16 protein-coding genes and 1 riboswitch are annotated in these 19,289 nt (G+C 68.8%); of the genes, 7 read left to right on the top strand and 9 right to left on the bottom strand.

Features of this window, described 5'->3' with window-relative positions; translation table 11 throughout:
- Nucleotides 1–28 precede the first annotated feature (28 nt).
- A riboswitch (SAM riboswitch) is annotated at nucleotides 29–143 on the bottom strand.
- A gap of 160 nt (nucleotides 144–303) precedes the next feature.
- Nucleotides 304–1,263, bottom strand: coding sequence for an aminodeoxychorismate lyase (locus tag ACTWQD_RS15910; protein WP_443197092.1), 960 nt, complete (start codon nucleotides 1,261–1,263; stop codon nucleotides 304–306).
- Between the two features lie 92 nt (nucleotides 1,264–1,355).
- Here ACTWQD_RS15910 and cls point away from each other — a divergent pair, with 92 nt between their 5' ends.
- Nucleotides 1,356–2,831, top strand: a complete 1,476-nt coding sequence (gene cls / locus ACTWQD_RS15905; protein ID WP_443197091.1) for a cardiolipin synthase — start codon at nucleotides 1,356–1,358, stop codon at nucleotides 2,829–2,831.
- Between the two features lie 267 nt (nucleotides 2,832–3,098).
- On the opposite strand, the gene pabB is transcribed toward cls, so the two are convergent.
- From pabB to ACTWQD_RS15890, 3 genes are all read right to left on the bottom strand, one after another.
- On the bottom strand, nucleotides 3,099–5,141 hold the full coding sequence (gene pabB / locus ACTWQD_RS15900) for an aminodeoxychorismate synthase component I (protein WP_443197090.1): 2,043 nt from the start codon (nucleotides 5,139–5,141) through the stop codon (nucleotides 3,099–3,101).
- Nucleotides 5,138–5,716: a low molecular weight protein-tyrosine-phosphatase gene (locus ACTWQD_RS15895; RefSeq protein WP_443197089.1), complete on the bottom strand. Its 579-nt coding sequence runs from the start codon at nucleotides 5,714–5,716 to the stop codon at nucleotides 5,138–5,140. The genes pabB and ACTWQD_RS15895 overlap by 4 nt, the downstream gene beginning before the upstream one ends.
- A 98-nt stretch (nucleotides 5,717–5,814) precedes the next feature.
- Entirely contained in the window at nucleotides 5,815–6,378 is a 564-nt protein-coding gene (locus tag ACTWQD_RS15890) for a dihydrofolate reductase family protein (protein ID WP_443197088.1), read from the bottom strand.
- Nucleotides 6,379–6,515: 137 nt separating this feature from the next.
- On the opposite strand from ACTWQD_RS15890, the gene ACTWQD_RS15885 reads away from it, so the two are divergent.
- Nucleotides 6,516–7,442 (top strand): S1C family serine protease, encoded by a 927-nt coding sequence (locus ACTWQD_RS15885; RefSeq protein WP_443197087.1) that lies wholly within the window; start codon nucleotides 6,516–6,518, stop codon nucleotides 7,440–7,442.
- 5 nt (nucleotides 7,443–7,447) lie between these two features.
- On the opposite strand, the gene ACTWQD_RS15880 is transcribed toward ACTWQD_RS15885, so the two are convergent.
- Both ACTWQD_RS15880 and ACTWQD_RS15875 read right to left on the bottom strand, forming a co-directional pair.
- Complete coding sequence (locus ACTWQD_RS15880; RefSeq protein ID WP_443197086.1) at nucleotides 7,448–8,071, bottom strand: LysE family transporter; 624 nt, start codon at nucleotides 8,069–8,071, stop codon at nucleotides 7,448–7,450.
- Between the two features lie 98 nt (nucleotides 8,072–8,169).
- Nucleotides 8,170–8,721: a dihydrofolate reductase family protein gene (locus ACTWQD_RS15875; protein WP_443197085.1), complete on the bottom strand. Its 552-nt coding sequence runs from the start codon at nucleotides 8,719–8,721 to the stop codon at nucleotides 8,170–8,172.
- Between the two features lie 142 nt (nucleotides 8,722–8,863).
- Between ACTWQD_RS15875 and opgC the strand changes: the two genes are divergently transcribed.
- Nucleotides 8,864–11,356, top strand: coding sequence for an OpgC domain-containing protein (opgC, locus tag ACTWQD_RS15870; RefSeq protein ID WP_443197084.1), 2,493 nt, complete (start codon nucleotides 8,864–8,866; stop codon nucleotides 11,354–11,356).
- A gap of 10 nt (nucleotides 11,357–11,366) precedes the next feature.
- Here opgC and ACTWQD_RS15865 read toward each other — a convergent pair whose 3' ends face one another.
- Entirely contained in the window at nucleotides 11,367–12,182 is an 816-nt protein-coding gene (locus ACTWQD_RS15865; protein WP_443197083.1) for a methyltransferase domain-containing protein, read from the bottom strand.
- A 186-nt stretch (nucleotides 12,183–12,368) separates the two neighbouring features.
- On the opposite strand from ACTWQD_RS15865, the gene ACTWQD_RS15860 reads away from it, so the two are divergent.
- Nucleotides 12,369–13,730: an APC family permease gene (locus ACTWQD_RS15860; protein ID WP_443197082.1), complete on the top strand. Its 1,362-nt coding sequence runs from the start codon at nucleotides 12,369–12,371 to the stop codon at nucleotides 13,728–13,730.
- On the opposite strand, the gene ACTWQD_RS15855 is transcribed toward ACTWQD_RS15860, so the two are convergent.
- Nucleotides 13,672–14,187 (bottom strand): MarR family winged helix-turn-helix transcriptional regulator, encoded by a 516-nt coding sequence (locus ACTWQD_RS15855; protein WP_443197081.1) that lies wholly within the window; start codon nucleotides 14,185–14,187, stop codon nucleotides 13,672–13,674. The genes ACTWQD_RS15860 and ACTWQD_RS15855 overlap by 59 nt on opposite strands.
- Before the next feature lie 174 nt (nucleotides 14,188–14,361).
- Here ACTWQD_RS15855 and ACTWQD_RS15850 point away from each other — a divergent pair, with 174 nt between their 5' ends.
- Nucleotides 14,362–16,581, top strand: coding sequence for an MMPL family transporter (locus ACTWQD_RS15850; protein ID WP_443197080.1), 2,220 nt, complete (start codon nucleotides 14,362–14,364; stop codon nucleotides 16,579–16,581).
- A gap of 97 nt (nucleotides 16,582–16,678) precedes the next feature.
- On the opposite strand, the gene ACTWQD_RS15845 is transcribed toward ACTWQD_RS15850, so the two are convergent.
- Nucleotides 16,679–17,602, bottom strand: a complete 924-nt coding sequence (locus tag ACTWQD_RS15845; protein WP_443197138.1) for an NAD-dependent epimerase/dehydratase family protein — start codon at nucleotides 17,600–17,602, stop codon at nucleotides 16,679–16,681.
- Between the two features lie 191 nt (nucleotides 17,603–17,793).
- On the opposite strand from ACTWQD_RS15845, the gene ACTWQD_RS15840 reads away from it, so the two are divergent.
- Nucleotides 17,794–18,531 carry a TetR/AcrR family transcriptional regulator gene (locus ACTWQD_RS15840; protein WP_443197079.1) on the top strand — a complete coding sequence of 246 codons (738 nt, stop codon included), beginning with the start codon at nucleotides 17,794–17,796 and terminating at the stop codon, nucleotides 18,529–18,531.
- Nucleotides 18,532–18,627: 96 nt separating this feature from the next.
- Entirely contained in the window at nucleotides 18,628–19,005 is a 378-nt protein-coding gene (locus ACTWQD_RS15835) for a hypothetical protein (protein ID WP_443197078.1), read from the top strand.
- Nucleotides 19,006–19,289 lie beyond the last annotated feature (284 nt).

The following is a 19,289-nucleotide window of genomic DNA, read 5'->3' as shown; positions in this document are numbered from 1 at the left end:
GTGCGTCAGGCATGACGGATCTCCTTTTCTCTCACGCTTGCAGCTCGAATGGTCGATATGCCGAGTATTCACCTGAGGCACCCCGCCGCGAAAGGGAGGGTTGCCGACCGGCCAGTCAGGGCTTGGCGCCGGTTCTCATTACTCTCCACGAACGTAACACCTGCGACGCGGGCCGGCACCGCCGCAGCCGTCATCTTAAGTAACGGTCCCCGGCCTAACAGCAACGCGGGGTCACCTACGGCCCATCAGGAGGCCCCGGATGGGCGCCAAGTGACCCCGCGTTGCTTTGGAAGGCGGGGAGGGCTACTCGATGGTGGCGTAGAGCGCGTTGAGCTCCTCTGTGAGCTGCCGGCGGAGTTCCGGCGTGCCGATCTCCTTGCCGTCGATGTGGTTCACCGGTGCCAGCAGCCGGATGCTCGAGATCAGCCAGACGGCGTCGGCGTCGAACAGGTCGCGGGGTTCCAGCGGGCCGTAGCCCAGTTCCCAGCCGGCTGCTTTGGCCGCGGTGAACAGCGCCCCTTGCGACGTGCCGGGCAGAATGCCGCTGTCCAGCTGCGGGGTGATGAGGCGCCGGATGGTGCGGACCCCGCCGGCTCCGTCGTCAGAGGTCTCCAGGTGCGCCAGCAGCACGGTCGACGTCGGGCCCTCCAGAACCCGCCCGTCCGCCGAGGTGAAAATGACGTCGTCCGCGCCGTGGGCATGCGCGTACCGGAGCGCGGCCATGTTGACGGCGTAGGACAGGGTCTTGGCGCCCAGGAGCAGCCAGGGGGCGCGCTCGCCGACCTCGCTGTCGTACCCGCGGTCCAGCAGGATGACGTCGACGCCGGTTTCACGCTGCCGTCTGCCTGCCGGGCTGGTGGCGGAAGCCTGGACCCAGCACGTGGGTGAGCCGCCTTCGACGCCGCGGGTCACCAGCAGCTTGACCACCAGCTCGTCGTCGGCCGCCGCACCGGCCGCGGGTGCGGATTGGCTGCGGTACTCGCTGATGGCCGTGGCAATGGCGCGGCGCCAGGCGTCCTGCGCCGGGATGTCGAGCTCCAGCACCCGCGCGGATCCGGCCAGCCGGTCCAGGTGTGCCTGGAGTTTGCGGGGCTGCCCGCCGACGGCCAGCAGCGACTCGAAAACACCGTCGCCGCGGGTGGCGCCCTGGTCCGTCGCCATCAGCTGCGGCTTGGAGGAATCGGCCAGCCGGCCGTCCTGGAACGCGGGGTCGAGGAAGACCAGGACCGTGGCGGGGGCAGGGGCGGCAGCAGCAGGCGTCATGGCTTCAGCTTAGTGCGGCGGCGACGGGTTAGGATTTGAAAGTTGCCCGTTCCGGAACTGTTCCGCGGGTCTGGAACTTGAGGGGTTCGCCTGTGCTGTGGCCGTTTTCGCTGGCGGGGTCGCTCCCGTCCTGGGTGATCCTGATCCTCGCCGTTATCGACCTGGCCATCCGGGTGCTGGCGCTGGGCATTATTCCGGGAAACCGCCGCCCCACCACGGCCATGGCGTGGCTGCTGATCATTTTCTTCGTTCCGGCCGTGGGCCTGGTCCTGTTCCTGCTGTTCGGCAACTTCCGGCTCTCCCGCAAGCGCCGGGCGCAGCAGGAAGCCGTGAACACCCGCGTCCGCGCCGGCACCTCCCAGCTGGCAGCGCCGGAAAGCCAATACGATGGCCCCGAATGGGTGGCGTCCGCGGCCGAACTGAACAAGACTCTGGGCTCGCTGCCCATGGTGGACGGCAACGAAGTGGAGCTCCTGCCGGGCTACCCGGACTCGATCAAGGCGATGGCGGCGGCCGTCCGGGAGGCCGAATCCTTCGTCAACGCCGAGTTCTACATCCTCAGCTCGGACCATGTCACGGACGATCTGCTGACCGCGATGGAAGAGGCCGCGGAGCGCGGCGTCGAGGTCCGGCTCCTGTTCGACCACCTGGGGACCCTGCGTATCAAGGGCTACAGCAAGCTGATCGCCCGGCTCAAGGCCAGCAAGATCCGCTGGCGGCCCATGCTGCCGCTGCGGCCCGTGCACGGCCAGTGGCGCCGCCCGGACCTGCGCAACCACCGCAAGATCATGGTGATCGACGGCGAAATCGCCTTCACCGGCTCGCAGAACCTGATCGAGCCGTCCTACAACAACCCGCGGCACCGCAAGGTGGGCCGCGAATGGGTCGAACTGATGGCCTGCATGCGCGGACCGATCGTCAACACGCTTAACGTCGTCTTCGCCACCGACTGGCTGGGCGAGACCGACGAATCACTGGAGGACCAGCTGGCGCACCGGCCCCAGCTGCACGCCGGCAACATCACGGCCCAGGTGGTGCCCAGCGGCCCCGGGTTCATCACCGAAAACAACCTGCGGCTTTTCAACACGCTGATCTATTCGGCGCAGCACAAAATCTCCATCTGCAGCCCCTACTTCGTTCCGGATGACTCACTGCTCTACGCGGTGACGACGGCGGCGCAGCGCGGCGTCGACGTCGAGCTCTTCGTCTCGGAAAAAGGCGACCAGTTCCTGGTGCACCACGCCCAGCAGTCCTACTACGAGGCGCTCCTGGAAGCCGGGGTGCGGATCTACCTGTACAAGGCGCCGTTCGTGCTGCACGCCAAGCACTTCACCATCGACAACGAAGTGGCTGTGCTGGGCTCCAGCAACATGGACATGCGGTCCTTCTCGCTGAACCTGGAGGTCTCGGTGATGCTTCTGGGCGAGGACATCGTGCGCCGGATCAGCGCCGTCGAGGACACCTACCGGGACATTTCCCGCGAACTGACGCTCGAGGACTGGATGCAGCGGCCCATGGGCGTCAAGTACGTGGACAACGTCGCCCGGTTGACCGCCACCCTGCAGTAGCAACGAGCAACTGCGTTCCGCGGGCCAGCAGGACCAGGTAATCGCAGACGCGAAGAAGGTTGGCGAGAACGTCAAGGACGCTTTCAATCAGAACTAATCCCGACGAAAGACGGCGTCGTTGGGTATTCCTCTGGAGGATATCCGGCGCCGTTTTCGTATGCCCGGAGGGTCGGGACGCCGCGGCCCGGGTGCCGCCCATTCACCACAGATGGCCGCGAAACCACCCCGGATAGCGGCCATTCTCGGCAAATCGATGCATCACCGGAGTCACCCGGGCGGGAACTCGGTGCCCAGCGCCGACAGGACCCCGAAGGCCTTCGTCTGGATCTCGGCGTACTCCTCCTCCGGCGAGGAGTCCGCAGTGATTGCACCCCCGACGCCGAGGCTAAGCCCCGCGCCGCCGTCCGGACCGTCCGTGAGCACCAAGGTCCGGATCGCGACGGCGAGGTCCGTGGCGCCGCTGAGGGAGAAATAGCCGATCGCGCCGGAGTACACCCCGCGGGGCGCGTCCTCGAGCCGGTCCAGGATGGCCATGGTGCTGACCTTCGGGGCCCCCGTCATGGAACCGGCGGGGAAGCAGGCCGCGACGGCCTCGGCCCGCGGCATCCCGGGCCGGAGCCGGGCGTCGACGGTGCTCACCATCTGATGGACCGTGGCGTAGCTTTCGATCGCGCAGAGGCGGCTGACCGATACTGAGCCGGGCAGCGCGAAGTGGCTGAGGTCGTTGCGGAGCAGGTCCACGATCATGATGTTCTCGGCGCGGTCCTTGGGAGAGGACTCGAGGTCCTGCCGGAGCTGCGCGTCCCGGGCGGGGTCGGCGTCGCGGTGCCGCGTGCCCTTGATCGGCTCGGCGCGCATCCCGCCGTCGGCCGCGATCCGCAGGAAGCGCTCGGGCGAGGTGCTCGCCACCGTAAGGTCACCGAAGCGCAGGTAGCTGGCAAACGGGGCAGGGTTCCTCCGGCGCAGCGCCAGGTAGGCCTGGTGCGGGTCCACGGCGCCGGCCGGCAGGTCTGCGGTGAGGGCGGTGGTGAGGCACACCTCGTAGGTGTTGCCCTCGGCAATCTGGTGCTGGGCCTCTTTGATTTTGGCCTTGTAGGCGGCTTCGGAGTCGCGCGCGGTGAAGTCCAGGGAACCGGACCCGGGGACGGAAGGCGCGGGGGCGGAATCCGCGACGGCGGCGCTCGCTGCCTCGGTGACGGCGGTGCGTGCCGTCTCTAGCCAGTCCCCGGCGTCGGGGCCGTCCAGGGCCAGCAGCCAGGCGGTCCGTTCCACGTGGTCCAGCACCACGGCGCGGCCGGCGAACAGCAGGCAGGCGTCAGGCGAGTCGGCCGTGACGTCGCTGCCGCCGGTCTCGCGTTTGAGCTCGTACCCAAGGTAGCCGAGCCAGCCCAGGGTGAACTCGCAGGGGTAGTCCTCGGGACTGCGGACGGCGCGGCGGCCCCAGACGCCGTCCAGCCAGCGGAAGAACGGGCCTTCGGTCCGGACGATGGCGTTGCCGACGCTGACCTCGGTCCGGCCCGAACTGTGGCTGGCCGACTGGCCGGACGGGCCGCCGTCATCCGCCATGATGCTGAAGCGGCTCCGCTCCGCGGCGGCGCCGTCCGGGGCAAGGGAGGAATCGAGCCAGACGGCGTTGGCCGAGCGGCCGAAGAGGGACGCGAAAAGCCGGGCAGGGTCCGGGGCGGAGTCGATCCGTTCGGCGCGGAGTTCCAGGCCGCGGCGTGCGGCCAGTTCGGGGAGCAGGGCGGGGGCAACGGCCGGCAGGTACTGGAGGGCCTGCAGCACTTCCGCCGGCGCGGCGCCGTCGGCAAGGTTGAGTACCCGGACGTCGGCATGGGCCGGGACGTCGTCTGCAGCCAGCCACTCCTGCTCCTGGGCGGCCCACTCATCCCAATAGGGTTCGTAGCTCTCGCCGTCCCGGGCCAGGGCACGGCTGCGCCGGTCCTGTTCGGGCGCGTCGGCCCAGACCACCGCGGACAGGAAGTGCCGGGCGTCGGCCGCGGCGGCGCCCACGCCCTCCACCAGGACAATTTCGGCGGGCTGGGTGGTGCGCGGTTCGCCGTCGTAGTGGGCCTTCCAGTCCCAGCTGACCCAGTGGGCCGGCTCGCCGCGGTGCAGCGGGGCCAGGACCGTGGAGGTGTAGCGTTCGATGCCGGCCGTGAGGCCGTTCCAGCCGGGGTAGATGTCCTCCAGGTGGAAAAGGGACACCTTGTGGTGCTCGCGGAGCCGTGCCGCCAGTTCAATCGCCAGGGTGGTCTTGCCTGCGCCGGAGAGTCCGTCGATGGCGATGATGACGGGTGCGGGACTCATGAAATAGAGCGTACCCGGTGCTGTGCATGGGGTTGATTACTGCCGGGATGCAGCCCGCCCGGCCGGCGCAGAGCGAGCTCGGCCCGGACATGCGCGACGATCCCGGGGACCGCGGCATGGATCAGGTTCCAGGTGACGTCAAAATCCGCGTGACCGCCGTACCAGGGGTCCTCGATGCCCTGGTCCAGCGGGTCCCTGTCTTCAACGGCCGGGTCGAAGCTGCGCAGCATCCGGATTTTGGCCAGGGATGAACTGTCCGGCGCCGCCTGCTGCAGCCAGCCGAAGTGGTCCACGTCCAGGGCCAGGATGAGGTCCCGGTCCTGGAACCATTCCGGCCGCCATTCGCGCGCCACGTGGAGGTCCGAGGGAATGCTGTTCGCGGTGAGCCTGCGGGCGGCGCGGGGGTCGATCGGCCGCCCCGCCTCGTAGGCTGTGGTACCCGCCGAATCAACAACGACGCCGGTCAGGCCCGCTGCGTCGATGGCCTCCGCCAGCATCAGCTCGGCCATCGGGGACCGGCAGATGTTTCCGGTGCAGACCGCGATGATCCGGTACTGGCTCGACAGTGAGGTCATAGTGCAAGCATGAGTCATGCGGTTCCCCCTTGGCTAGTTTCCGGACGGCAACTATTACAGAGTTTGTCACATTTGTTTTCGCTGCTGTCACGCACCTTCTAGCTTCTGGTCTCGTACCTGGTCAGGACCACGCCGCCGGGGAAGGTCCGGGTTTCCACCAGACGCAGATCAATCCAGCGGTCCAGGGCTGGAAAGACCGGCGTGCCGCCGCCCACCAGGACCGGGTGCGTGACCATCAAGTACTCGTCGATCAGCCCGGCCCGCATGGCTGCCGCGGCGAGTGTGGCACCGCCGATGTCCAGGGGGCCGCCGTCGCCGGCCTTGAGCCGGGTGATCTCGGCGACCGCGTCGCCGGTGACCAGGCGGGTATTCCAGTCGACGGTGTTGGTGGTCGAGGAGAACACCACCTTCGGCATGTCCCGCCAGCGGCGGGCGAACTCGATCTGTGCCGGTGTGGCGCCAGGCTGCTGGTCGGCGGTTGGCCAGTGCGGGCTCATCGACTCCCACAATCTGCGCCCGTACAGCGCCAGGCCCGTCGCCCCCACCCGGTCGGACCACCACTGGAACAGTTCGTCGCTCGGCACGCCCCAGCCGAGGTCGCCACCCGGAGCGGCGATGTAGCCGTCCACGCTTACGTTCATGCCGAAGGTCAGTTTGCGCATGGCGCCAGTCTTCCGTGAGGCGGTATTCGCTGTACAGACTGGCGCCGCGCGGGAATCGCCGGGGCAGGAGAAGGGCTATATGGTGACGGGGCCTTCGCCCCTAGCCGGTGGCGGGCGGGGGAGGGAACATGGTGTCCATGGCGCTGGAAACGAACACGCCGCCGCCGGTTTCCGCGGCCGCTGTGGCGGCGCAACGTCCGGTGGAAACGCCGGAAACGCGCCGGTGGATCCGCCGCTACGTGCCCGGCATTTTTCCGCTGCTGGCCATGCTGCTTGCCGCCGCGCTCGCGGGCGCCGGAGCTGCGCTGCTGGTGGCCCGCGCCACCGGCTGGGGGACCGAGACCGTGGTCCGGCAGTACGTGACCGACGGCGGGTCGGTCTCTGACCGTCCCGCCAACGTCAAGGCTCTGCTGGCCGCTGCCCTGCCCGCCGTCGTCTCCGTGAAGGCCACCACCACGCAGTCCAACCCCTTCCTGGCGCCGAGCGGCGGCGGCCGGGTAACGGCCCAGGGGACCGGGGTGGTGATCGGCAGCTCGGGTGAGGTCATCACCAACGCGCATTTGGTCACGGGGGTGATCAGCGGGGCCTCGGCGGTGACCGTGACATTCCCCGAGTCGGGCGAGCATCCCGCCAGGATTGTCGGCTCCGACTGCGAGAACGACCTGGCGCTGCTGCAGGTCGAGGGCGTGAAGAACGTGCCCGTCCTGGAGCTGGGCGATTCAGAGTCCGTGGAAACCGGTGATGCGGTGGTGGCTGTCGGCTACGCGCTGGGCCTGGACGGCGATCCCAGCGTCACCACCGGCATCATCTCCGCCACGGGCCGGACCTCCGTGATGGAGACCGGCCTGGGTTCGAGCTGCACGCTCACGGGGCTGCTCCAGACCGACGCGTCCATCAGCTCGGGCGACTCCGGCGGGGCCTTGCTGAATGACCGCGGGCAGGTGATCGGCATTAACACCATGGTGGCCGCGTCCACCCCGCAGGCCGAGGCGAACGGGATCAGCTTCGCCATCGCCTCGAACACGGTGGAGTCGCTGCTCCCGCGCCTCCGGGCGGGCGGCTGACGCCGTCAGTGAATCAGGGCCAGCCCGACGCCGACGGCCATAAACAGCACTCCGAACGTCCGGTTGAGGATCCTCTGGCCGCGGGCATCGTGCGTAAAGCGCTGGAAGGACTTGGCAGCGGCTGCGAAGAAGAACCACATGACCAGGATGTCGATCACCACCACAGTGGCAGCCAGGATGAGGTACTGCGGCAGGAGCGGGTCCTCCGGGCGGATGAACTGCGGCATAAAGGCCAGGAAGAACACGATGGCTTTGGGATTGAGCAGGTTGACCCACAGGCCGCGGCGGAACATGGAGCCTGCCGGTTCGTTACGCAGCGCGGCAGCCTTCTCATGGTCCAGGTCCGGTTTGTGCCGGAACTGCTGGATGCCCAGGTACACCAGGTACGCCGCGCCGGCGTAGCGGATCACGTTGAACGCCACCGGCGAACTGGCCACCAGGACGCCCACACCGAGGGCCACGATCACCACGTGCACAATCAGTGCGGCCTGCTGCCCCAGGATGCCCCAGATGGAGCGGCGGAAGCCCGAGTTCAGCGAGTTGCTCATCGTGTTGATGGCGCCAGCGCCGGGCGTGAAGCTGATCAGGACGCCGGCGCCCGCCAGGGCCAGCCACAGGGAGGGTTGCACGAACCCAGTTTACGGTCCCGGCAGCGGCGTTCCGCCTGATGACAAGTTCGCCTGATGACAAGACCGATGGCGGCCGGGGCCGGCTCTGCCGCCCGCAGTCAGTCCCCGCGCAGGCCGTAGCTGAGAATCAGGTTGCCCTTGCTGGTCTGCTCGAACGCCTGCAGCTCAAGCCGGGTGAGCGGATCGCCGTCGTTGAAGAGCCGCCGGCCGCTGCCCGCGATCACCGGATGAACGATCAGCATCAGCGTGTCCAGCAGTCCGGCGAACAGCAGTTGACGGACCAGCGAGATGCTGCTGAAGACCCCGATCTCGCCGCCGTTGCCCTTTTTCAGGTCCGCGACGAAGTCCTCCAGCGGCCCGTCGATCAGCCGGGCATTCTGCCATCCCAGGTCGCCGGACAGGGTCCGGGACGCCACATACTTGGGCAGCGGGTTGATAAACCCCGCGAAGTCCGTATCCGTATCGGCCTTCGGCCAGTAGTCCGCCCATTGCTGGTAGCCCACCCTGCCCAGGAGCCCGGCGTCGATCCGGGCCATCATCTGGCCCATCCCCGCCCCGAGTTCCTCGTCGAAGCTGTCGAATTGCCAGCGGAACGGGTCTTCAACCACACCATCCACGGAACTGAACAGGCCAGCCGTCACTTTGCGCATGGTTACTCCTCGCCGCAGGGTCTTTGGTGCATCTTTTAGTGCACCCTAGCGGCATACCGGAGTGCGGGGAATGCCTGCCCGGCATCCCAGCCTGCCGGCGTCGGAACCGGCGGCCAGGACCGGACTGGCTACTATTGCGACTGTGAACCTGCGCCGCGTGCTTGCCCTCTTGCCGTTCCTGCTTCTGGTCCCCACGCTCACGGCCGTTTCCGGCGCATCGGCGCAGGCCAGCGGCCCGGGCCCTGCTTCTGCCGCGGCTGAGGCAGCGGCCCTCGAGCCTCTGGCCGGGCCGGACAGCGGGCCGGCGTGGGGGGTCCAGCTGGACTGGGCGACGGACTCGGCTGCCCGCTACGCGCAGCGGCTGGGAAAACCGGCGGCCGTGTACGCCCATGAACTTTCGCTGCCTGTCCGGGAGCAGGAAAAGACCTTCATCCCGCAGTTCCTGGACCAGACGGGGTCCGCACAAGCTGATGCGTTGATCACGGTCAATCCGAGGATTCCGCTGGCGCAGGTTGACAGGGAGGCCGCGGCCGAGCTGGCGCAGGAAATCAAGGCCATGGCGGAGGGGTTCAAGGGCCGGCTGTTCATCCGGTTCGCCCCCGACATGAACGCGGGCTGGACGGCATGGGGCCAGAAGCCGGTTGAGTACGTTGGGGCATTCCGCGCCGTGGCCACCGCCATGCGCGGAGAGCTGGACAGGCCGATCATGGTCTGGTCGCCGTTCCAGGGAAGGGGCTACCCCTTTGGCCCGGCTCCGGACGAGGCGCAGCCCGGCAGCCCGGACTTCGAGGCCCTGGACACGAACTCCGACGGCGTCTGGAACCCTGAGGACGCGGCCTACGCGCCGTACTACCCCGGGGACGACGCGGTGGACTGGGTGGGGTTGGCAGCGTTCCATGACGACTCGGCCGGCGGGCCTCCGGTGAACACCCTTCCTGCCGCGGATGGGCTGGGCCGCATGCTGGGGCCCGCAGTACCTGTGCAGGCCCTGGCGGATGCGGACTTTTATGCCAGCTACGCCGTGGCCAGGGCTAAGCCCCTGCTGCTGGAAACGGGCGCCCTGTACAGCCCGGCCAGCGGCGGACCCGCTGAAGCGGACACCAAGAGTGCGTGGCTGAGGCAGGTGCTCGCGGCCCCGGACGCCGGATATAACAACATCCGCGCCGTGCTGTGGAACGAACGGGTGGAACAGCGTGCCTCCGGCGAGGTGGCCATCGACTGGCGGCTCACCGCGGACCCGGGCACCGCCGGGGTGCTGGCCGCCGCGCTGGACGAGTCCCGCTTCCTGACCGGCACCGTGCCGTCGGGGGAGGCCGGGAACGCTGCCGGCAGCGCACCGGGCGGCAGAACGATCTCCGGTGGCTGGGCGTGGCTGGCCGCTGCGGCGGGTCTGGCGCTGGCCGCCGTGGTGTGGGTGCTTCCCTTCCGCTGGGCGGCGGCACAGAAGTGGGCCTACACGGACGGGAGCGCCAGGGACCGGCGGGTGGACATGCTGCGCGGCATGGCGATCCTCTTTGTGGTGGTCAACCACGTCGGCCTCACCTCGTTGTTCCAGTTGCTGACCCAGGAAACGATTGGCGCGGTGTCCGGTGCGGAATTCTTTGTCCTGCTTTCCGGGGCGGTGCTGGGCATGGTCTACGGGCCGCGGGTGGCAGACAACATCGGGGACGTGGTGGACAAAACAACCGCCCGGTCCTGGAAGCTTTACGTCACCGCCCTGGCCGTGGTCATGGCCGTCTTCGTCATCAGCCTCATCCCGCGGATCCAGAGCTCGGTGCTGACGGCCTTCACCGACCAGGGGACCGGCGGCGCAGGCAGTGTGGCGGCCGGCCGCAGCTACGACATGTACTCGGAGGTGGAGGGATTGCTGCAGTTCCCGGTCCCGGCCTGGCTGATCCCGAAAATCCTGCTGCTGGAGTTCGGCCCGTGGCAGTTCAACATCATGGGCCTGTACGTGGTGCTCCTACTTCTCAGCCCCCTGATCCTGTGGGCGTTGTCCCGCCGGCTGGTGTGGCCCGTGCTGCTGGTCAGCGCCGCCCTGTACACAGTGGGGGCGTTGTTCCGCATCCGCCTCCTGCCCTCCCAGTTCGAAGATTCTTTTCCGTTGCTGGTCTGGCAGGTCCTCTTTGTCCTTGGCCTGACCGCCGGCTACCACCGCCGGCCCCTCGTGGCCTGGTTTTCCCGCCACAAGGGCGTGCTGGCCCTGTGTGCCGCGCTGACAGTGGTGTTCGCCCTGTTCGCCAGTTCGAACCCCTACCTGTCCAACGCCTACGATTTCCGCCTCGCCCTGCTGCCGGATACCCTGCACCAGACGCTCTACAGCGGCTATTTCGGCCGGACCTACCTCGGGGCGGGCCGCCTGCTCAACGTGGTGCTGGTGGTCATCACCGCCTACACGCTCCTCACCGCGTACTGGAAGCTGCTGGAGCGGTCGCTGGGCTGGTTCCTCATCCCGCTGGGGCAGGCCACGTTGTACGTCTTCATCATCCACGTGTTCCTGATCCTGGCACTGGCCAATATCCCCGCGCTGAGGCTGGGCAACATCTGGCTGAACACCGGTGCCTATGTGCTGGTACTGGCCCTCGTGTGGACGATGGTCAAGACCAAATTCCTGTTCCGGATCATCCCCCGCTGACTCCGCGCTCTCAGGCCCGGGCGATCACCTCGCCGTTGGGGATCAGGAACCAGCCGTCGTCCGTGGATCCCCAGCGGTGCCAGCCGGCCGAGAGCCGGGCGAGGTCGGCGGGGTTGGCGAACCCGTACTCGAGCGCCTGGTCCGCGAAGGCCGAATGCAGCACCCGCTCGCCCCAGACCCGGGCCTGCCAGCGGCGCTGCTGCGCGGTGGCGTAGAGCCAGTTGCTGCTGGTCGGGGCGACGTCGGTGAACCCCGCGGCCTGGGCCCATGAGACCAGGCGGCGGCCGGCGTCGGGCTCCGCCCCGTTGCGGCGCGCAATCCGCTGGTACAGCTCCATCCATTCGTCCAGTTCGGGAAGGGACGGGTACCAGCTCATGCCGTGGAAATCGGCGTCGCGCACCGCCACGATCCCGCCGGGCTTGGCGACCCGGCGCATTTCCCGCAGCGCGGCGACCGGGTCCGTGAGGTGCTGCAGCAGCTGGTGGGCGTGGACGACGTCGAACGTTTCGTCCTCGAAGTCGAGGTCGTAGATGTTGCCGGCGACAAACTCGACGTTCGGCACGCCGCGTTCGGACGCGAGGTCCCGCGCGTGGCTGATCACCTCGGGCGAGCGGTCCAGGCCGGTGACCTTTCCGGGGGAGACGAGTACGGCGAAATCGCACGTGATGCTGCCCGGCCCGCAGCCGACGTCGAGCACCGAGACGCCGGGCGTGAGATGCGGGAGGACAAACGCCGCGGAGTTCTCCGCCGTCCGGGAAGCGTGGGCGCGGACCACGGACTCGTGGTGGCCGTGGCTGTACACATCGTCAGGCTGCTGCGCACTCATGGGGAAACGCTACCGCCTCCAGTGCCACTTGTGGCAGAAAAACAGTGGCATAAAAAACGGCAGAACCAGTGGCATGACCACCGGCATAAGAACCGACAGAAATGCGGCGGCACAACGGCAGGATATTGTGCGCCGGCGTCCGTTTTGCCGCTTCCGGCCGGGCCCGTCCCGCGGATGATTGGAGGAGTGAACAGCAAAACCAGCAAACAGGCGGGACTCGGCCTTTTCCGGGCCACCGGCATCTACGTCGGAGCCATCCTCGGCTCCGGCATCCTGGTCCTCCCGGCCATCGCCGCCAGGGAAGCCGGCCCGGCGTCGCTCCTGGCCTGGGCGCTGCTGCTGGTGTTCTGCACGCCCGTGGCGTTCAGCTTCGCCGAAATGAGCCGGCAGCAGCCCGACGCCGGCGGGATAGCCCACTTCGTGACGCGCGCCTACGGGCGCCGCGCCTCGGCCGTGGCCGGCTACCTCTTCTACTTTGCCATCCCCTTCGGCGCTCCCGCGACGGCAATCATCGGCGGCAACTACATCGCCCACGCCCTGGGCGGCGGGCGCGGAACGGCGCTGCTGGCCGCCGCACTGCTGCTCGCCGCCGCGTTCGCGGCCAACGCCGTCGGAATCCGGATGTCCAGCGGCATCCAGCTGGTGCTGATGGTGCTCCTGGTGGGGCTGCTGGCGCTGGCCGTTGCCCTGGCCGCTCCGTTCGCCAGCGCCGCGAACTTCGCGCCCTTCGCACCGCACGGCTACTGGGCCGTGGGCGGCGTGGCCAGCCTCCTTTTCTTCTGTTTCGCCGGATGGGAGGCGGTCACGCATATCGCCGGCGAATTCCGGCACCCCGAGCGGGACCTCAAGCGGGCCACCTGGCTGACCCTAGTGGTGGTGGGCGTGGTCTACCTCGGCGTGGTGGCGGCGTGCGTGGCCGTGCTGGGCCCGGCCCTCCCCGGCAGCGACGTGCCCATCGCGCGCCTGCTCGAAAAGGGGCTGGGCGGGCTCGCGGCCCCGCTGACCGCCGTTGCCGCCGCCGTCCTCACATTCGGTCCGATCAACACCTTCGTCGCCGGCGCCAGCCGTCTCGGGGCGAGTCTGGCGTCCGATGGTGTGCTGCCGCGCCGCCTGGAGCGCGGCGCCGGCGCGGGACAGGTGCCAGCGGCCAGCCTGGGCCTGCTGGCCGCGATGACCTTCGTGTCCTTCGGCGCGGCCGCGGCCGGGCTGGCGGACATGCAGCTCCAGATCGGCGCAGCATCGGCGTGCTTCACTGCCGTGACGGCGTTTGGGCTGGCGGCCGGCATCCGGCTGCTCCCTGCACAGACGCCCGCTTGGTACGGGGTGGTGCTGGCAGCCGCGGTGATGCTGGCCGTGCTGCTGTTCAGCGGCTGGGCGCTGGTGGTTCCGGCGGCCCTGGCCGCGGGAGCTCTGTGGGCAGCCCGCCGGGCCGGGGCTGGCCACCCGGCGGACTGGAAAGTCCGCCCGTCCGCGCGCCCGGCGGTGCTGGCTACTGCGTCGCCGGGGGAGCCGGGGCCGTCTGCTGCGCGGCCTCCTGCCCTGCCCTGACCGTTGCGTCGATCATCGAGGTCATGAACCGAGTGGCAATCACCAGTTCCTCCGGGGTGAACTGGGCCATCGCAGCGTCCATGTGGCGGGCCAGCGGCAGGAACATGGCCCCGCCGTCGCGGTAGGCCTTGGGGGTCATGCGGAGCTGCACCTGGCGGCGGTCGGTGCCGAGGCGCTCGCGGACCACATGGCCGGAGTGGTGCAGCCGGTCAATCAGTGCCGTCGTGGCGGGGGAACTGAGGTGGAGTTCCTTGCGGAGCACGCCGGGCGTGACGATCTGGTTCCTCGCGGTGTGCTGCATGATCACCGCCAGGGCATTGAGGTCTGTCCGGTGCATGTCGTTGCGGCCGCCGGCGGAGTCCACGTAGCGGTTGGCTTCGAGGCTGAATTCCTGCAGCAGCCGGACCAGCGGCGGCTGCCCTGCAGTGTCGGGGGGGCCCGGCATCTCGGCTGACATTGCACCTCCTCCTCCGCCGTGCCCAGAGGGCCGGCGCGCTTGCGCCCTCCGGAGTTTACTTCACCCCGGGACACCTCCATTTCCGGAAGTGTCTAGATTGGCACTTATATCCATGATGGAGATACTCTATGATTTACTCATTCTACTCCGCGCCGCCCCACCACGAAGGACGCCATGAAACCCCACCGGCAACACTCCCCCCGCGTCCCCTTCTGGCTCCGTTGGCTGGTCCCCGTCCTGCTCGTTGTCACCTGGCTGGCCATCGCCGGAATCGGCGGGCCCACCTTCGGCCGGCTGGAAGAGGTCTCCTCCAACGACCAGGCTTCCTTCCTCCCCGCAGGGGCCGAGGCCACCGCGGCCCAGGACTGGCAGGCCAAGTTCCGCGACTCCAACGAGATCCCCGCTGTGATTGTCCTTGAGAGCGACGCGGCCTTCACCCCGGCCCAGCTCGGCGAGGCGGCCGCCCTGAAGACCGAGCTGGAGGCCGTGCCATCCGTCAGCACGGTCATCGGCCCCATCCCGTCCGAGGACGGCAACGCCGTCCAGTTCGTTGTTCCCATCGATTCGTCCGGCGAGGTGAAGGAAACCGTCACGGAACTCCGTACGGTGGTCCAGGAATCCGCCCCGGAGGGAATGCAGACCTTCGTGACCGGCCCGGCAGGGCTCACGGCGGACCTGGTCAGCGCCTTTGCGGGCATTGACGGCATCCTTCTGCTCGTGGCGCTCAGCGCCGTGTTCGTGATCCTCCTGATTGTCTACCGCTCGCTGCTGCTGCCCATTGCCGTGCTCTTCACCTCGGTGTTCGCCCTCTGCGCGGCCATCCTGCTGGTCTTCGGCATGGCAAAGCTCGGCTGGATCCAGCTCAACGGGCAGAGCCAGGGCATACTCTCCATCCTGGTCATTGGCGCCGCCACGGACTACGCGCTGCTGTACGTGGCACGGTTCCGCGAAGCCCTGACGCACACCACCAACCGCACCGGCGCCGCGATCACCGCCTGGAAGAACTCCTGGGAACCCATCGTCGCCTCCGGTGCCACGGTGATCATCGCCCTGCTCTGCCTGCTCTTCTCCGACCTCAACTCCAACAAGGCCCTCGGGCCGGTGGCCGCCGCGGGCATCCTCTGCTCGCTGCTGGCCGCGCTGACCCTGCTGCCGGCCATGATGGCGCTGCTGGGCCGGACCGCTTTCTGGCCCTTCCGCCCCAAGCTGCTTCCGGAGACGGAGCGCGAACCTGAGCTTGTCACCGGCCTTGAAGGCCAGAAGGGCCTGTGGCGCGCCACCGGCTCCCTCGTCTCGCGCCGGCCCCGCACCGTCTGGATCGCCTCCGTGCTGCTCCTGCTGGTGGCCTCCGCCGGCGTCCTGCAGCTCAAGGCCAACGGCGTCCCGCAGACCGATGTCATCCTCACCGCCTCCAACGCCGTCGACGGCCAGGACGCCCTGGCCCGGCACTTCGACGCCGGTTCCGGCAGCCCCGCGGTGATCGTCACCGACGAGGCGAAGGCCCAGGAAGTGCTGGCACAGGTCAAGGCGACCGACGGCGTCGGCGATGCTTACCTGCTGGCCGAAGGGGGCATGCCCATTGTTCCGGGCGCCCCGGCTGCCCCCGGTGCGCCTCCGGCCCCCACGGCTCCCGCGGTGCGGGACGGCAAAGTCCTGATCAATGCGACCCTGAACTTCGCCGCCGACTCCAACGAGGCTGAGCAGGTTGTCGTGGTACTCCGCGAGGACCTGAAGAAGATCGACGACGGCGCACTGGTGGGCGGAGTGACGGCGACCGCCCTGGACACCAACACCACCGCCCAGCGCGACCTGGTCACCATCATCCCGGTGGTCCTGGCGGTCATCCTCGTGATCCTGATGCTGCTGCTTCGCTCCGTGCTGGCCCCTGTACTGCTGGTTGCCTCGGTGGTCCTGTCCTACGCTGCCGCGCTGGGCGTTTCCGCTTACGTGTTCAACAACGTCTTCGGGTTCCCGGGCGCCGACGCCACGGTTCCGCTCTTCGGCTTTGTCTTCCTGGTGGCCCTCGGGGTGGACTACAACATCTTCCTGATGAGCAGGGTCCGGGAGGAGTCGCTGAAGCACGGCACGCGTCCCGGCATCCTGCGCGGCCTGGGCGTCACGGGCGGGGTGATCACCTCCGCCGGTGTGGTCCTCGCGGCCACCTTTGCCGCCCTGGGCGTCATCCCCATCATGTTCCTAGTCCAGCTGGCCTTCATCGTGGCCTTCGGCGTGCTGCTGGACACTGTCCTGGTCCGCTCGCTGCTGGTCCCGGCGCTGGCCTACGACATCGGGCCCCGGATCTGGTGGCCCAGCAAGCTCGGCCGTCCCGAGGCGGATGCCGCACGCTCCCTGCCCGCAACGGAACCGGACGCCGAGGAGGTGGGGGTCCGCTAGCCGGACCCAACGGACGGAACACTTTGCCCGGCACCCCGCTGGCCGGAAACCCGCTGGCCGGAAACCCGCTGGCCGGAAAACTCCGTCGCAGCCGCCGTCACTGTCCCTGGGCACCCCACCAGGCGACGGTGGCGGCGGCTGCTTCGCTGAGCGGGGTGGGTGCCAGGCCCAGGGCCGCCCCGCTGGCGCTCGAATCCATCACGAAGGGGCGCTCGAACTGGTACAGCGTCTCGGCCAGTTCCCGCGTTCCGGGGGAGAACACGCCCATCGCGCGCAGCACCCAGCCGGGAACGGCCACCACGCGCGGTACCGGAACGCCGGCCGCTGCGGCGAACGCTGCGGCCATCTCCCGCTGGCTCAGCGCCGGGCCGGTGGGCGCGTGCCACACCCGGTTCCACCGGGCCCTGTCTAGGGCGGCCGCAATCATGGCACGGGCCAGGTCGGGCACGTAGGTGAAGGAATGCGGCAGACCGGCGTCGCCGATCACCATCAGGGTCTTGCCGGCGAGGACCGGCTTCACCATGCGCTCGCCGGCATGTGCCGTACGGACCCTGGGGCCAAAGAAATCTGATGCCACCACGCTCACGGTATCCGTCGCGGACGCCGCGCGGGCCTTGAGCAGCGCCGTCCGGATGCCCCGCTTGCCGCCCTGCGCCTCGCGCGGACCCTCCTCTGTCATGGGCCGGCCGGGTTCGCTGTAGGAGTACAGGCTCTCCGGAAAGACGACGGCGGCGCCCGCCTCGCCCGCCGCCGCCAGGACAGCCAGCTCGGCGACGGGCAGTTCGGCAGCCCAGGCCTTGGCGCTGTATTCCGAGCCGTGGATGCAGTGGAACACGGCTTTGGCGCCGCGGAACAGCTCCCCGAGGCGGGCAGGATCCGAGACGTCCACGGCCGTTTTCTCCACGCGCGGGTGGTTCGGGCCGCTGCCGGACCGGGTGAGGACCCGGACGCGGTGGCCGGCCGCAGCGAGCTGTTCGGCGACACTCCAGCCCACCGGCCCGGCGCCGGTGACCACAAACAAGGCCGGGGCCTCGGGGGATTCAAACTCTGGCACGGCGGTTCTTCCTTTCGCGGGCGGGCCGGCATCGGAGGGCCGGGCAGTGAGTCACGAGAGCACTGCTCTCGAAAACAAGAATGGGGCCGTTGGCGCCGGATGTCAAGAGCAGTGCTCACATTTGTTGACACTGCTCTGTTTTGTGGGAAGCTGGAGCCGTGCCACAGCCACCCGCTTCCCCGTCCACAAAGCCGCCCACGCCCCGTGAGCGGGCGCGGGCCCGGACCATCGAGGACATTGTGCGCCTCGGCCGGGAGCACCTGGCGCTCCACGGTGCCGCCGCCCTGTCTCTCCGTGCCGTTGCCCGGGACCTCGGCGTGGTCTCCTCGGCGGTATACCGCTATGTGGGGAACCGGGAGGAGCTGCTAACCCTGCTGCTGATTGACGCCTACAACGAGCTCGGGGACGAGGTGGACGCTGCGGTGGCCGCCCTGCCCGAGGGGGATTTTGCCGAACGGTTCCGCGCTCTGGGCGGGGCGGTGCGGCGGTGGGCCCTGCGGGAGCCGGCCCGCTACGGCCTCCTCTTCGGCAGTCCCGTGCCCGGCTACCGGGCGCCGGCCGAGCGAACCACCGGGCCGGGCACGCGCGTGATCCGCGCCCTGATGGACATCCTTGACGGCGCCTACCGCGCCGGCCGCCTGGCCGCGCCCGGTGACCGGGCCGCCGTCGCCGCGCCCCTGGCCGCCGACCTGGCGGCCATCCGGACCGGCATGGGGCTCGCCGTGCCGGATGCGCTGCTGGCCCGCGGCGCACTCGTCTGGACGTCCCTGTTCGGTGCCATCAGTTTCGAGGTCTTTGGCCAGTATGGCGCGGCCACGTTCGCGGCCCCGGATGATCTGTTCGCCCACCAGCTGGCTTTGCTGGCGGGCCTCGCGGGACTCGACCCCGCGGCATAGCTCCCCCGGCCTACCCCCTGTTGCCGTCCGGCGCTGCTAGATAGACTGCCCCTGCGCCTGCCTGGGCGCGCCGAGGCTTCCAGGAAGGATCCAACCATGTCCGAAAACAGCGAGTTTGACCGCAAGGCAGCGGAACCCGAGGCCGAGGTTGCCGAGGGCCAGTATGTCGAAGGTGACTACGGCACTGCAGGTGTTGCCGGGGAGAATCCGCCGGAGGCCGAAGAGGGGGAATACCCCACCGGCGACTATGGCGAAGCGGGTGTCAGTGGCACCGCCGCCGTCGGCGTCGAAGAAGGGGACTACCCCGAGGGTGACTACGGCGCGGCGGGCGGGACCGCAGCGACGCCGTCGGCCGCCGAAGAGGGCGAGTACGAGGAAGGCGACTACGGCGCCGCCGGCACCCAGGGCCCCGGCGCCCGGCACCCCGGGCGCCGGGAGGGCACCCCGGGCGAGGCAGACCGCGACCGCCGCTGAGCTTTCTTCGCGTTCAGCGAACAGACCGGCTGTCCGGAGGCCGGGCCCCGAGAGTGCGGCGGCCCGGAGTCGCCCGTAATGACGGGCAACCTGGTGCTTTCCTTGACGGCGCCCAGCCGTCGTCAATCCAGACTTGAGCGTACGTCACTCAAGTCTGGATTGACTTTGAAACGGGCCTGAGTAAAGTTGAGTGCAGATCGCTCAATAACGTTCGGATCCAGCTGATCAACACGCTGCGGTCCGCAGCTATCTCAGCAAGTTTCCACGGAAAGAAGGAAGCACCA

Source organism: Pseudarthrobacter sp. 1C304, from assembly GCF_052245515.1.
Classification (GTDB): Bacteria; Actinomycetota; Actinomycetes; order Actinomycetales; family Micrococcaceae; genus Arthrobacter.
The sequence above is the reverse complement of the archived record's forward strand: the minus strand, read 5'-3'. Positions and strand labels throughout refer to the sequence as shown.